This is a genomic window from Flavobacterium sp. C3NV (assembly GCF_046825355.2).
Classification (GTDB): domain Bacteria; phylum Bacteroidota; class Bacteroidia; order Flavobacteriales; family Flavobacteriaceae; genus Flavobacterium.
The window spans coordinates 47,425-60,810 of record NZ_JBKQBJ020000017.1 but is presented as its reverse complement, the minus strand read 5'-3'; the positions used below and the strand labels follow the sequence as shown (position 1 = coordinate 60,810).

Annotated in this window: 20 protein-coding genes; all 20 read left to right on the top strand. The window is 33.8% G+C overall.

Annotated features, from left to right (window positions below; genetic code table 11):
- Nucleotide 1 precedes the first annotated feature (1 nt).
- A complete protein-coding gene (gene rplE / locus ACIDC4_RS20640) occupies nt 2-553 on the top strand; it encodes a 50S ribosomal protein L5 (protein WP_035619635.1) in 552 nt (183 codons plus the stop codon).
- 3 nt (nt 554-556) lie between these two features.
- Complete coding sequence (rpsN, locus tag ACIDC4_RS20635) at nt 557-826, top strand: 30S ribosomal protein S14 (RefSeq protein WP_007803655.1); 270 nt, start codon at nt 557-559, stop codon at nt 824-826.
- A 104-nt stretch (nt 827-930) separates the two neighbouring features.
- Complete coding sequence (rpsH, locus tag ACIDC4_RS20630) at nt 931-1,329, top strand: 30S ribosomal protein S8 (protein WP_017495014.1); 399 nt, start codon at nt 931-933, stop codon at nt 1,327-1,329.
- An 18-nt stretch (nt 1,330-1,347) separates the two neighbouring features.
- Nucleotides 1,348-1,890, top strand: a complete 543-nt coding sequence (gene rplF, locus ACIDC4_RS20625) for a 50S ribosomal protein L6 (protein ID WP_412043701.1) — start codon at nt 1,348-1,350, stop codon at nt 1,888-1,890.
- A gap of 11 nt (nt 1,891-1,901) precedes the next feature.
- Nucleotides 1,902-2,252 (top strand): 50S ribosomal protein L18, encoded by a 351-nt coding sequence (rplR, locus tag ACIDC4_RS20620; protein ID WP_056245956.1) that lies wholly within the window; start codon nt 1,902-1,904, stop codon nt 2,250-2,252.
- A gap of 3 nt (nt 2,253-2,255) precedes the next feature.
- Complete coding sequence (gene rpsE / locus ACIDC4_RS20615; protein WP_085950926.1) at nt 2,256-2,780, top strand: 30S ribosomal protein S5; 525 nt, start codon at nt 2,256-2,258, stop codon at nt 2,778-2,780.
- A gap of 12 nt (nt 2,781-2,792) precedes the next feature.
- Nucleotides 2,793-2,975 (top strand): 50S ribosomal protein L30, encoded by a 183-nt coding sequence (gene rpmD, locus ACIDC4_RS20610; RefSeq protein WP_017495010.1) that lies wholly within the window; start codon nt 2,793-2,795, stop codon nt 2,973-2,975.
- A gap of 11 nt (nt 2,976-2,986) precedes the next feature.
- Nucleotides 2,987-3,439 (top strand): 50S ribosomal protein L15, encoded by a 453-nt coding sequence (rplO, locus tag ACIDC4_RS20605; RefSeq protein WP_017495009.1) that lies wholly within the window; start codon nt 2,987-2,989, stop codon nt 3,437-3,439.
- A gap of 13 nt (nt 3,440-3,452) precedes the next feature.
- Complete coding sequence (gene secY, locus ACIDC4_RS20600) at nt 3,453-4,799, top strand: preprotein translocase subunit SecY (RefSeq protein ID WP_065450858.1); 1,347 nt, start codon at nt 3,453-3,455, stop codon at nt 4,797-4,799.
- A gap of 7 nt (nt 4,800-4,806) precedes the next feature.
- On the top strand, nt 4,807-5,022 hold the full coding sequence (gene infA, locus ACIDC4_RS20595; protein ID WP_007136545.1) for a translation initiation factor IF-1: 216 nt from the start codon (nt 4,807-4,809) through the stop codon (nt 5,020-5,022).
- A gap of 12 nt (nt 5,023-5,034) precedes the next feature.
- The gene (gene ykgO / locus ACIDC4_RS20590) at nt 5,035-5,151 is read left to right on the top strand and encodes a type B 50S ribosomal protein L36 (protein ID WP_072945378.1); all 117 of its coding nucleotides are present in this window, start codon (nt 5,035-5,037) and stop codon (nt 5,149-5,151) included.
- Between the two features lie 2 nt (nt 5,152-5,153).
- A complete protein-coding gene (rpsM, locus tag ACIDC4_RS20585; RefSeq protein WP_007803675.1) occupies nt 5,154-5,528 on the top strand; it encodes a 30S ribosomal protein S13 in 375 nt (124 codons plus the stop codon).
- An 8-nt stretch (nt 5,529-5,536) separates the two neighbouring features.
- Nucleotides 5,537-5,920, top strand: coding sequence for a 30S ribosomal protein S11 (gene rpsK / locus ACIDC4_RS20580; protein WP_007803677.1), 384 nt, complete (start codon nt 5,537-5,539; stop codon nt 5,918-5,920).
- Between the two features lie 95 nt (nt 5,921-6,015).
- Nucleotides 6,016-6,621, top strand: coding sequence for a 30S ribosomal protein S4 (gene rpsD, locus ACIDC4_RS20575; protein ID WP_026982953.1), 606 nt, complete (start codon nt 6,016-6,018; stop codon nt 6,619-6,621).
- A 21-nt stretch (nt 6,622-6,642) separates the two neighbouring features.
- The gene (locus ACIDC4_RS20570; RefSeq protein ID WP_026109818.1) at nt 6,643-7,635 is read left to right on the top strand and encodes a DNA-directed RNA polymerase subunit alpha; all 993 of its coding nucleotides are present in this window, start codon (nt 6,643-6,645) and stop codon (nt 7,633-7,635) included.
- Between the two features lie 36 nt (nt 7,636-7,671).
- Nucleotides 7,672-8,163, top strand: coding sequence for a 50S ribosomal protein L17 (gene rplQ / locus ACIDC4_RS20565; protein WP_029272056.1), 492 nt, complete (start codon nt 7,672-7,674; stop codon nt 8,161-8,163).
- A 248-nt stretch (nt 8,164-8,411) separates the two neighbouring features.
- Nucleotides 8,412-9,530: a glutamine-hydrolyzing carbamoyl-phosphate synthase small subunit gene (gene carA / locus ACIDC4_RS20560; RefSeq protein WP_412043702.1), complete on the top strand. Its 1,119-nt coding sequence runs from the start codon at nt 8,412-8,414 to the stop codon at nt 9,528-9,530.
- A 102-nt stretch (nt 9,531-9,632) separates the two neighbouring features.
- Nucleotides 9,633-10,925: a phosphopyruvate hydratase gene (gene eno / locus ACIDC4_RS20555; protein ID WP_412043703.1), complete on the top strand. Its 1,293-nt coding sequence runs from the start codon at nt 9,633-9,635 to the stop codon at nt 10,923-10,925.
- 155 nt (nt 10,926-11,080) lie between these two features.
- The gene (locus tag ACIDC4_RS20550; RefSeq protein WP_065450861.1) at nt 11,081-12,358 is read left to right on the top strand and encodes a citrate synthase; all 1,278 of its coding nucleotides are present in this window, start codon (nt 11,081-11,083) and stop codon (nt 12,356-12,358) included.
- Nucleotides 12,359-12,423: 65 nt separating this feature from the next.
- Nucleotides 12,424-13,338, top strand: coding sequence for a dimethylarginine dimethylaminohydrolase family protein (locus ACIDC4_RS20545; RefSeq protein ID WP_412043704.1), 915 nt, complete (start codon nt 12,424-12,426; stop codon nt 13,336-13,338).
- The last annotated feature ends 48 nt before the right edge of the window (nt 13,339-13,386 follow it).

Sequence of the window (13,386 nt, the reverse complement as noted above, 5' to 3'; positions counted from 1 at the left end):
AATGGCATATACACCTAGACTAAAAGAAGAATATAAGAGTAGAGTGATCTCTGCTCTTAAAGAAGAATTCGGATATACAAACGTGATGCAAGTTCCAAAACTTGAAAAAATCGTTTTGAGCCGTGGAGTTGGTGCAGCTGTATCTGATAAAAAACTTATTGACTATGCAGTTGATGAGTTGACAAAGATCACTGGACAAAAAGCAGTATCTACAATTTCAAAGAAAGACGTTGCGTCATTCAAATTGAGAAAAGGGATGCCTATTGGAGCAAAAGTTACTTTACGTGGTGAAAGAATGTATGAGTTTTTAGATAGACTTATTACTTCTGCTTTACCACGCGTTAGAGATTTTAGTGGTATCAAAGCTACTGGTTTCGACGGAAGAGGTAATTACAATCTTGGAGTTTTAGAGCAAATCATTTTCCCGGAAATTGATATTGACAAAGTAAACAAAATTTCAGGAATGGATATTACATTTGTTACTACTGCTCAAACAGACAAGGAAGCAAAGTCATTATTGGCTGAATTAGGATTACCTTTTAAAAAGAATTAAGACATGGCTAAAGAATCAATGAAAGCCCGTGAGGTGAAAAGAGAGAAAACGGTAGCTAAGTATGCTGAGAAAAGAAAAGCTTTGAAAGAAGCTGGAGATTTTGAAGGTCTACAAAAATTACCTAAAAATGCTTCACCAGTTCGTTTGCACAATCGTTGTAAATTAACAGGTAGACCAAGAGGTTATATCCGTCAATTTGGTATTTCACGTGTAACTTTCCGTGAGATGGCTAATAATGGGTTAATTCCTGGAGTTAAAAAGGCATCTTGGTAATCTCGCAAAAAGTTAGTACTTTTGCAAACCAAAAAATAATTTTAATTGATTAAAGGTTCGGGAGGCGGGTGCCTCCCGAAAACCATAGTCGCAATCAAATACATATGTATACAGATCCTATTGCAGATTATTTGACTAGAGTTCGTAACGCTGTGGCTGCAAACCACAAAGTTGTTGAAATTCCGGCATCTAATCTAAAAAAAGAAATAACTAAGATCTTATTTGATCAAGGTTATATCTTGAGTTACAAATTTGAGGACAACTCTGTTCAGGGTTCAATCAAAATCGCTTTAAAGTATGATAAAGATACTAAAGAGCCAGTAATTAAAGATATCCAAAGAATTAGTAAACCTGGTTTACGTAAATACGCAGGTGCTGCCAAATTACCAAGAATCCTTAACGGATTAGGAATTGCAATTGTTTCAACTTCAAAAGGTCTTATGACTGGAAAACAAGCGAAACAATTAAATGTAGGTGGTGAAGTAATTTGTTACGTATACTAATTTTAAAGACTAAATAAGATGTCAAGAATAGGTAAAAGCCCAATTGTAATCGTTGCTGGAGTAACTGTAGAAGTTAAAGACGGTATCGTTACGGTAAAAGGAAAAAAAGGTCAACTAACTCAGGAGTTTTCGGACATTACTGTAAAAGTTGAAGGCGATCAAGTTTTATTAGAAAGATCGTCTGATCATAAAGACCAAAGAGCAAAACACGGATTATACAGATCATTAATCAATAATATGATAATTGGTGTGTCTGAAGGTTTTACAAAAGAACTTGAATTAGTTGGAGTTGGTTATAGAGCTTCAAACCAAGGTCAAAAATTAGATTTAGCTCTTGGATATTCTCACAATATTGTTTTAGAAATTGCTCCAGAAGTAGTTTTAGAAACAATATCTGAAAAAGGTAAAAACCCTATCGTAAAATTAACATCATTTGACAAACAACTTTTAGGACAGGTTGCTGCGAAAATCAGAGGTTTCCGTAAGCCTGAGCCATACAAAGGAAAAGGTGTTAAATTTGTGGGTGAAGTATTAAGAAGAAAAGCAGGTAAATCAGCTTAAAAAATAAGATTATGTCATTAACAAAATCTGATAGAAGACAGAGAATTAGATTCAGAATTAGAAAATCGATTAGTGGTACTGCTACTAACCCAAGACTATCTGTATTTAGAAGTAACAAAGAAATTTACGCTCAACTTATTGATGATGTAAATGGAGTTACAATTTTAGCTGCATCTTCAAGAGAAAAAGAAATAGGAAAAGGTACTAACGTTGAAGTCGCTGCTGCTGTTGGAAAATTAGTTGCAGAGAAAGCGTTAAAAGCTGGGATCGAAACCATCACTTTTGATAGAGGTGGATATTTGTATCACGGTCGTATTAAATCATTAGCAGAAGGCGCAAGAGCGGCTGGACTTAAATTCTAATATATTATGTCTAAATACAAAAATGTAGAATTGGTAAAACCAAGTGGTCTTGAACTTAAAGATCGTCTGGTAAGTGTTAATCGTGTTACTAAAGTTACAAAGGGTGGTAGAGCTTTCGGTTTTTCTGCTATTGTAGTTGTAGGTGATGAAAACGGAGTAGTTGGTCACGGATTAGGAAAATCTAAAGACGTTTCTGAAGCAATTGCGAAAGCAGTAGAAGATGCTAAGAAAAATTTAGTAAAAATTCCTTTGAACGGACAATCTGTTCCTCACGAACAAAAAGGTAAATTTGGTGGTGCACGTGTATTCTTAATTCCTGCTTCTCATGGTACAGGAGTTATTGCTGGTGGAGCTGTTCGTTCAGTTCTTGAATCAGTAGGTATTCACGATGTATTATCTAAATCTCAGGGATCATCAAATCCTCATAACGTGGTAAAAGCAACTTTTGATGCTTTATTACAAATGAGAAGCGCTCACACTGTTGCAAAACAAAGAGGTGTTTCTTTAGAAAAAGTTTTTAAAGGTTAATTCAAGGAAATTATGGCTAAATTATTAGTAAAACAAGTAAGAAGCAAAATCAACTGTCCTCTTTCTCAAAAAAGAGGTTTGGAAGCTTTAGGTCTACGTAAAATGGGACAAGTTGTAGAGCATGATTCAAATCCTGCTATCCTTGGGATGATAAACAAAGTTAAACACTTAGTTTCTGTCGAAGAAGCTAAATAACAAATACTGTTATGAATTTAAGTAACTTACAACCAGCTGAAGGGTCAACACACAATCAAAATAAAAGATTAGGTAGAGGAGAAGGTTCAGGAAAAGGTGGTACTTCTGCAAGAGGTCACAAAGGAGCAAAATCTCGTTCTGGTTATTCTAAAAAGATTGGTTTTGAAGGAGGGCAAATGCCACTTCAAAGACGTGTACCTAAGTTTGGTTTCACAAACATCAATCGTAAAGAATACGAAGGTGTTAATTTAGATACGCTTCAATTATTAGTAGACAATGGTGTGATTACTGATTCTGTTTCAATGACAGATTTCGTAGCAAATCGTCTTGCTACCAAAAATGAAATCGTTAAGATTTTAGGTAGAGGAGAATTGAAAGCAAAATTAAAAGTAACTGCCCACAAATTTACTGCTACTGCAAAAGCTGCTATTGAAGCTGCTGGAGGAGAAGCTGTAACTATATAACTTATCTACTAAGATGAAGAAATTTATTGAATCAATAAGTAATGTTTGGAAAATCGAAGAACTGAAAAACAGAATCTTAATTACATTAGGATTGCTTTTAGTATATCGTTTTGGTGCACACGTAACGCTACCTGGAATTGACGCAACTCAATTAACAGGTTTAGCGGGACAAACTAAAAATGGTTTAGGATCTATCCTAGACATGTTTACAGGAGGTGCTTTCTCTAAAGCTTCAGTTTTTGCTTTAGGAATTATGCCTTATATTTCTGCATCTATTGTTGTTCAGTTAATGGGAATTGCTATTCCTTATTTGCAAAAACTTCAAAACGATGGAGAGAGTGGTAGAAAGAAGATTAATCAAATCACTCGTTGGTTGACTATAGCTATTACACTGGTTCAAGGTCCAACTTATATCTATAATTTATACAGAACGTTACCTGGAAGTGCATTCTTACTAGGCTTTAATTCACCTGAATTTTTGTTTTCGTCTGTTATTATCTTGGTTACAGGTACAATTTTTGCTATGTGGCTTGGGGAAAAAATTACTGATAAAGGTATTGGAAATGGAATTTCATTATTGATTATGGTTGGTATTTTAGCGCGTTTACCGCAAGCTTTTATACAAGAATTTACAACCAGAGTTACCAATAACAATGGTGGTCCAATGTTGTTAGTTATTGAAATTATTGTTTGGTTATTAGTAATCATTTCTTGTGTATTGCTTACAATGGCAGTACGTAGAATTCCTGTTCAGTACGCTCGTCGTACAACAAGTGGGGATTACGAGCAAGATTTGGCAGGTGGTAATAGACAATGGATTCCTCTTAAGCTTAATGCTTCTGGGGTTATGCCAATCATTTTTGCTCAGGCAATTATGTTTATACCTGCAGCTGTAGCTGGATTGTCTAAATCAGACACATCACAATCTATTGTTGGCGCGTTTAGTAATATGTTCGGATTTTGGTATAATTTTGTATTTGCAACTTTAATTATTGTATTTACATTTTTCTATACTGCAATTACAGTTCCTACTAACAAAATGGCTGATGATTTGAAAAGAAGTGGTGGTTTTATCCCGGGCGTTCGTCCAGGAGCTGAAACTTCAGAATTTCTTGACAAAGTGATGTCTTTAATAACTTTCCCAGGATCTTTATTCCTTGCTTTGATTGCTGTGTTCCCAGCTATTGTTGTAAGTATTATGGATGTACAACAATCTTGGGCAATGTTTTTTGGAGGTACCTCGTTAATAATTATGGTTGGAGTTGCAATAGATACTATTCAACAAATCAATTCATACTTGTTAAACAAACATTATGATGGTTTAATGAAGACTGGTAAAAATAGAAAAGCAGTAGCTTAATTTTTATATGGCAAAACAATCAGCAATAGAACAAGACGGATCAATCATCGAAGCATTATCAAATGCGATGTTCCGTGTAGAGTTAGAAAATGGACATATCGTAATTGCTCATATTTCTGGTAAAATGCGTATGCATTACATCAAGTTATTACCTGGTGATAAAGTGAAACTAGAAATGAGTCCTTATGATTTGTCAAAAGCAAGAATTACTTATCGATATTAAAGGATATTCACTATGAAAGTTAGAGCATCAGTAAAAAAGAGAAGTCCCGAGTGCATCATTGTGCGTAGAAAAGGGAGATTGTACGTAATAAACAAAAAGAATCCTAGATTTAAACAAAGACAAGGATAATTATGGCAAGAATAGCAGGGGTAGATATCCCAAAAAATAAAAGAGGTGTTATAGCACTTACCTATATCTTTGGATTAGGAAGAAGTAGAGCTATTGAGATTTTAGAAAAAGCTCAAGTTAGCCAAGATAAAAAAGTTCAAGATTGGAATGATGACGAGATCGGAGCGATTCGTGATGCAGTTTCATTTTACAAAATTGAAGGAGAATTACGTTCTGAAGTTTCTTTAAACATCAAACGTTTAATGGATATTGGTTGTTATAGAGGTATCCGTCATAGATCTGGTCTTCCGTTAAGAGGACAAAGAACTAAAAACAACTCTAGAACAAGAAAAGGTAAAAGAAAAACTGTTGCTAACAAGAAAAAAGCAACTAAATAATAAGTAATATGGCTAAAGCAACTGCAAAAAAACGTAAAGTTATCGTTGAATCAACGGGAGAAGCTCATATTTCTGCTACCTTCAATAACATCATCATTTCTTTGACAAACAAAAAAGGTGAAGTTATTTCTTGGTCTTCAGCTGGTAAAATGGGTTTCAGAGGTTCTAAAAAGAATACTCCATACGCAGCCCAAATGGCAGCAGAAGATTGTAGTAAAGTAGCTCTTGAGGCTGGACTTAAAAAAGTAAAAGTTTATGTAAAAGGACCAGGAAACGGACGTGAGTCTGCTATTCGTTCTATTCATAACGGTGGAATTGAAGTTACAGAGATTATCGATGTTACTCCAATGCCTCACAACGGATGTCGTCCTCCAAAAAGACGTAGAGTTTAATTTTATTTATTCATAGTATAAACAAGGTAGAATATAGATTATCGAAGGATTTGACCTGAATTCATAATCTCTACCTTAAATTTAATTTTTTAGAAATGGCAAGATATACTGGTCCAAAAACTAGAATTGCTCGTAAATTTGGCGAAGCAATCTTCGGAGATGATAAATCTTTCGAAAAAAGAAATTACCCACCTGGACAACACGGGATGGCTAAAAAAAGAGGAAAAAAATCTGAGTACGCTGTTCAGTTAATGGAAAAGCAAAAAGCTAAATATTCTTACGGAATTTTAGAAAAACAATTCAGAAATTTATTCAAAAAAGCATCAGCTACTAAAGGTGTTACTGGTGAAGTTCTTTTACAATTATGTGAAGCAAGATTAGATAACGTTGTTTTTAGAATGGGTATCGCTCCTTCTAGAAGAGGTGCTAGACAATTAGTTTCTCACAGACACGTTACTGTAAATGGTGAAGTTGTAAATATCGCTTCTTACCACCTTAAGCCTGGTGATAAAGTTGCAGTTCGTGAAAAATCTAAATCTTTAGAAGCTATCGAACGTTCTTTATCAAATTCAAGTCATGTTTATGAATGGATTACCTGGAACAATGATCTTAAAGAAGGAACTTTCGTTTCTGTACCTGCAAGACTTCAAATTCCAGAAAACATTAAAGAACAATTAATCGTAGAGTTGTACAACAAATAATAATTGACTTAGTCGAAATTTATGGCAATATTTAATTTTCAAAAGCCCGATAAAGTTATCATGATCGATTCAACCGATTTTGAAGGTAAATTCGAATTTAGACCTTTAGAACCTGGTTATGGATTGACAGTTGGTAATGCACTTAGAAGAGTTTTGCTTTCAGCATTAGAAGGTTATGCAATTACATCTGTTCGTATCGAAGGTGTAGATCATGAGTTTTCTACTATTTCAGGTGTTGTTGAAGATGTTACCGAAATTATCCTTAATCTAAAACAAGTGCGTTTCAAACGTCAAATTGAAGATATCGATAATGAAGCAGTTACAATTTCTGTTTCTGGTAAAGATCAACTAACAGCAGGTGATTTTCAAAAATTTATTTCAGGTTTCCAAGTGCTGAATCCAGACCTTGTTATCTGTAATTTAGATTCTAAAATCAAATTGAACTTCGATTTAACAATCGAAAAAGGTAGAGGATATGTTCCTGCTGAGGAGAACAAAAAACAGAACGCTGCAATTGGTACCATTTTTACAGACTCTATTTTTACTCCGGTAAAAAATGTAAAATATGCAATTGAAAACTTCCGTGTTGAGCAAAAAACAGATTACGAAAAATTAGTTTTTGAAATTAAAACTGATGGTTCTATTAATCCAAAAGATGCTCTTACTGAAGCTGCTAAAGTTTTAATTCACCACTTCATGTTATTTTCTGACGAAAGAATTACACTCGAGGCTGACGAAATTGCACAAACAGAATCGTATGATGAAGAGTCATTGCATATGAGACAATTGCTTAAAACTAAGCTTGTTGATATGGATTTATCTGTGAGAGCATTAAATTGCTTGAAAGCGGCTGAAGTTGATACACTTGGTGATTTAGTATCGTTCAATAAAAATGACCTAATGAAATTCCGTAATTTTGGTAAAAAATCTTTAACTGAGCTAGATGAACTTGTAGCTGTTAAGAATTTAACTTTCGGAATGGACTTAGCTAAATACAAATTAGATAAAGAATAATTCAATCCGCCGCGGCGGATTAAATTTAAAATAGCAATGAGACACGGAAAAAAATTCAATCACTTAAGCAGACAGACTGGACATAGAAAAGCTATGTTAGCTAATATGGCTTGTTCTCTTATTGAGCACAAACGTATTAACACTACTGTTGCTAAGGCTAAAGCGCTTAAACAATTCGTTGAGCCTTTAATCACAAAATCAAAAGAAGATACGACTCACAACCGTCGTATTGTTTTTGCTTACTTACGTAGTAAATATGCGGTAACTGACTTGTTCAGAGACGTAGCTGCTAAAGTTGGAGACCGTCCAGGTGGATACACTCGTATCATTAAAGTTGGAAATCGTTTGGGAGATAATGCTGATATGGCAATGATCGAACTTGTAGATTTCAATGAACTTTACAATGGTGGTAAAAAAGAAGTTAAAAAAGCTAAAAGCCGTCGTGGTGGTAAAGCAAAAAAAGCTGAGGAGACTACTCCGGAAGCTCCAGCTGCTGAATCAGAATCGACTACTGAAGCTTCTGAATAATTATGAAAGTAATGATTCTATAGAAATCAAGGATAAGCTAATTTTTAGTTTATCCTTTTTTTTTGATTTTTTTTAAAATAGTTTGAAATGTAACTTATTTTTAAACTTAGGTTTTAATTTTATCAATGAATTTTTTAAAAAATCTTGGAAGCACTGTTTTAAAGAAGTAAATTTGCAAAATATCTAGTTACAATTAAAACAAGCTTAGCGGGTTTTATAAGACGATTAAAAACAATACAAATTAAATAATGAAATACACTACACGACAAAGCGCCATTTTATTACTAAGTGATGGAACTATTTTTCACGGAAAATCTATCGGAATTAGCGGTAAAACTTTTGGTGAAGTTTGTTTTAATACTGGAATGACCGGATATCAGGAAATTTTTACTGATCCTTCGTATTTTGGTCAAATTATGGTGGCTACTAATCCTCACATTGGAAATTATGGTGTTAATGATTTAGAAGTTGAATCTGATAGTATTAAAATTGCCGGATTAGTTTGTAAAAACTTTAGTTTTAACTACTCGAGAGAGGATTCTTCGGGGAGTTTAGAAGATTATTTTATTAAACAAAATCTAATCTGTATTTCTGATGTTGATACCAGAGCACTAGTGAGCTACATTCGTGATAACGGTGCGATGAATGCTGTTATTTGTACAGACGGTACTTCGGTTGAAGATCTTAAAAAAGAATTGGCAAATGTGCCAAACATGGAAGGTTTAGAGTTGGCATCAAAAGTTTCAACTACTGAGCCTTATTTTTTTGGTGATGAAAATGCTACTTATAAAATTTCAGCTTTAGATCTTGGTATCAAAAAGAATATCTTAAGAAACCTTGCGAAGAGAGATTGTTATATTAAAGTTTTCCCATACAACTCTACTTATAAAGATTTAGCTGAATTTAATCCGGATGGATACTTCTTGTCAAATGGTCCTGGAGATCCTGATCCGCTTTTTGGTGCAATTGAAGTGGCAAAGGAAATTTTAGCTAATGATAATCCTTTATTCGGAATTTGTTTAGGGCATCAAGTAATTGCTTTGGCAAATGGTGTTCAGACTTATAAAATGTTTAATGGTCACCGAGGAATAAATCATCCGGTAAAAAATATTATTACGGGTAAAGGTGAGATCACTTCTCAAAATCACGGTTTTGCTGTAAACAAAGAAGCGTTAGATAATCATCCTGATTTAGAGATTACACATCTACATTTAAATGACGGAACTGTTGCAGGTATGCGTATGAAGAATAAGAATTGTTTTTCAGTACAATATCATCCTGAAGCTAGTCCCGGACCACATGATTCTTCTTATTTATTCGATCAGTTTGTTGAGAATATAAAAGGGGCTTCTGCTAAAACGATGTAGTTAATAAAATAAAGATATTTAATTGTTAAATGTGGTATTTAATATTGAATATTTTTATAATTTCGGAAAATATTTATAATTTATTAATAAAAAACAAAAATAATGAGTATTATAATAAAAGTTCACGCAAGACAAATTTTTGATTCTAGAGGTAATCCAACTATTGAAGTTGATGTAGTTACTGAAAATGGAGTTTTAGGAAGAGCTGCTGTTCCATCTGGAGCTTCAACTGGAGAACATGAGGCTGTTGAATTACGTGATGGAGGAAAAGCATTCCTGGGAAAAGGAGTTTTAAATGCAGTGAATAATGTAAATACTGTTATTGCTGAAGAATTAGTTGGTACTTCTGTTTTCGAACAAAATACAATTGATCAGTTAATGATCGATTTAGACGGAACTCCAAACAAATCTAAATTGGGTGCTAATGCAATTTTAGGAGTTTCTTTGGCTGCTGCAAAAGCTGCTGCTAACGAACTTGGATTGCCATTATACAGATACGTAGGTGGAGTTTCTGCTAATACACTACCTGTACCAATGATGAATATCATCAACGGAGGTTCACACTCTGATGCGCCTATCGCATTTCAGGAGTTTATGATCTTCCCTGTAAAAGCAACTTCTTTCTCTCATTCCATGCAAATGGGAACTGAAATTTTTCACAGTTTGAAAAAAGTATTACATGACAGAGGATTAAGTACTGCTGTAGGTGACGAAGGTGGTTTTGCTCCAAACTTGGCTGGTGGTACTGAGGATGCTTTAGATACTATCAAATTAGCTGTTGAAAAAGCTGGATATACTTTTGGAGACGAAATTATGATTGCTCTTGACTGTGCTGCTTCTGAGTTTTATGTAAACGGTAAATACGATTATACTAAATTTGAAGGAGAAACTGGAAAAATCAGAACTTCTGAAGAGCAAGCTGATTATTTAGCTGAACTTGCTGCTAAATATCCAATTATTTCTATCGAAGATGGTATGTACGAAGATGACTGGGATGGATGGAAATATTTAACTGAAAAAATTGGACACAAAGTTCAATTGGTAGGTGATGATTTGTTCGTTACTAATGTTGAGCGTCTTTCAACTGGAATCGAAAAAGGAATTGCAAATTCAATCTTAGTAAAAGTAAACCAAATTGGTACTTTAACTGAAACTATTGCAGCTGTAAATATGGCTAAAAATGCAGGGTATACTTCAGTAATGTCTCACCGTTCAGGAGAAACTGAAGATAATACAATTGCTGATTTAGCTGTAGCTTTAAACTGTGGTCAAATTAAGACAGGTTCTGCTTCTCGTTCTGATCGTATGGCAAAATACAATCAATTATTAAGAATCGAAGAAGAGTTAGGAAGTACTGCTTATTTCCCTGGATTAAACGCTTTCAAGATCAAATAATTGTAAGAGTTATATATTAAATTTAAACCATTCGTTTACGCGAATGGTTTTTTTTTGGAGTTTTAACAAATTCATAGCAGGATTCTTTTTTTAATTAGTCTTAAATTCCTTAGATTTGATAAATTATTATTTTAAAGATTTATTTCCGATATATTATGTCAAAAATAGCTACATTAGAAGTAGATGGTCAAAAAATTGAACTTCCGGTAATTACAGGGAGCGAAAATGAATCAGCTATCGATATTAACAAATTACGTGATTTAACTGGTATTATTACTTTGGATCCTGGATATAAAAATTCTGGTTCTTGCAAAAGTGAAATCACCTTCTTAGACGGAGAATTAGGAATTTTACGTTACAGAGGATATTCAATCGAAGATTTAGCTGAAAAAGCTAATTTCTTAGAAGTATCTTATCTTTTAATTTTTGGTGAATTGCCAACAGCTCAACAATTAGAGCAGTTTGAAAATGGTATTAGAAAACATACTTTGGTAAACGAAGAGATGAAAAATATCATTGACGGATTCCCTAAAACAGCGCACCCAATGGGAGTGTTATCAGCTTTGACGAGTGCTTTAACAGCATTTAATCCAAAAGCGGTAAACGTTGAAAATGAAAAAGAGATGTACGAAGCCATTTGTAAAACAATGGGTAAATTTCTTGTAATTGCAACGTGGACTTATAGAAAAACTATGGGTTATCCATTAAATTATTATGACAATACGCAAGGTTATGTAGATAATTTTATGCAATTAATGTTTAAATTGCCTACAAGCCCTTACTCGGCTAATCCGGTTATTGTAGCTGCATTAGATAAATTGTTTATTCTTCATGCAGATCACGAGCAAAACTGTTCTACTTCTACAGTAAGAATGGTTGGTTCATCTCATGCTGGTTTATTTGCTTCTATTTCTGCAGGAGTTTCTGCACTTTGGGGACCACTTCACGGAGGTGCAAATCAGGCAGTACTTGAAATGCTGGAAGAAATTAATAAAGACGGTGGTGATACTGATAAATTTTTAGCGAAAGCGAAAGATAAAAATGATCCTTTCCGTTTAATGGGATTTGGTCACAGAGTTTACAAAAACTTTGATCCAAGAGCTAAAATCATCAAAAAAGCAGCTAAAGAAGTTTTAGAAACTTTAGGAGTTGAAGATCCTATTTTAGAGATTGCTAAAAAATTAGAAACAGCAGCTTTAGAAGATGAATACTTCAAATCAAGAAACTTATATCCAAACGTAGATTTCTATTCTGGAATTATTTACAGAGCATTAGGTATTCCTACAGATATGTTTACAGTAATGTTTGCTATTGGTAGATTACCAGGGTGGATTGCACAATGGAAAGAAATGCGTGAAAATAAAGAACCAATTGGCCGACCAAGACAAATTTATACTGGGCACCCGTTGAGAGACTTTAAGTCGAACAAATAAAAATATTTTAAAGCTTCACTTAACTGTGAAGCTTTTTTTATCTTTGGCCAAAATATAATAAAGTTATGTTGCAATTAAATATAAAGAACGAAACGTCAAGATTGCGTGCTGTAGTCTTGGGTTCTGCTGTTCATAATGGGCCGACTCCATCTTTAGATGAAGCCTATGATCCTAAATCATTGGAACATATTAAAGCAGGGACATATCCTATCGAAAAAGATATGGTTGCTGAAATGGATGCTTTTAATGCCGTTTTTCAAAAATACGATGTAAAAGTTTATCGTCCTGAAATGATTGAAAACTACAATCAGATTTTTGCAAGAGATATAGGTTTTGTAATAGATGATACTTTTGTAAAATCAAATATCCTTCCTGATAGAGAACGCGAGTTAGATGCAATTCAATATATAATTGATCAGATAGATCCTCTAAAAGTAGTTCGTCCGCCAGAAGAAGTTCATATAGAAGGTGGTGATGTAATGCTTTGGAATGATCACATTTTTATAGGAACTTATAAAGGAAGTGATTATAAAGATTACATTACGGCAAGAACCAATATGCAAGGTGTAAAATTCATTAAGGAATTATTCCCAAATAAAATTGTAAAAGAGTTTGATTTGGTGAAATCTAAAATCGAAGCGCGCGATAATGCTCTGCATTTAGATTGCTGTTTTCAACCTGTTGGAAAAGATAAAGGAATTATTTATAAAAGAGGTTTCCGTGAAGAAGCTGATTATATGTATTTAGTGAATCTTTTTGGAAAAGAAAACTTATTTCATATCGAAAGAAACGAAATGTACAATATGTTTTCGAATGTATTTTCTATCGCTGAAAATGTAGTCGTTTCAGAGAAAAATTTCACAAGATTGAACAATTGGCTACGTGCTAAAGGTTTTACAGTAGAAGAAATTCCGTATGCTGAAATTGCAAAACAAGAAGGTTTGTTAAGATGTTCGACATTACCTTTAATTAGAGACTAGTTTTGAGTTTTGTGTTGTGAGGTGTGAGTTATGAGTGTGGGAATGAGA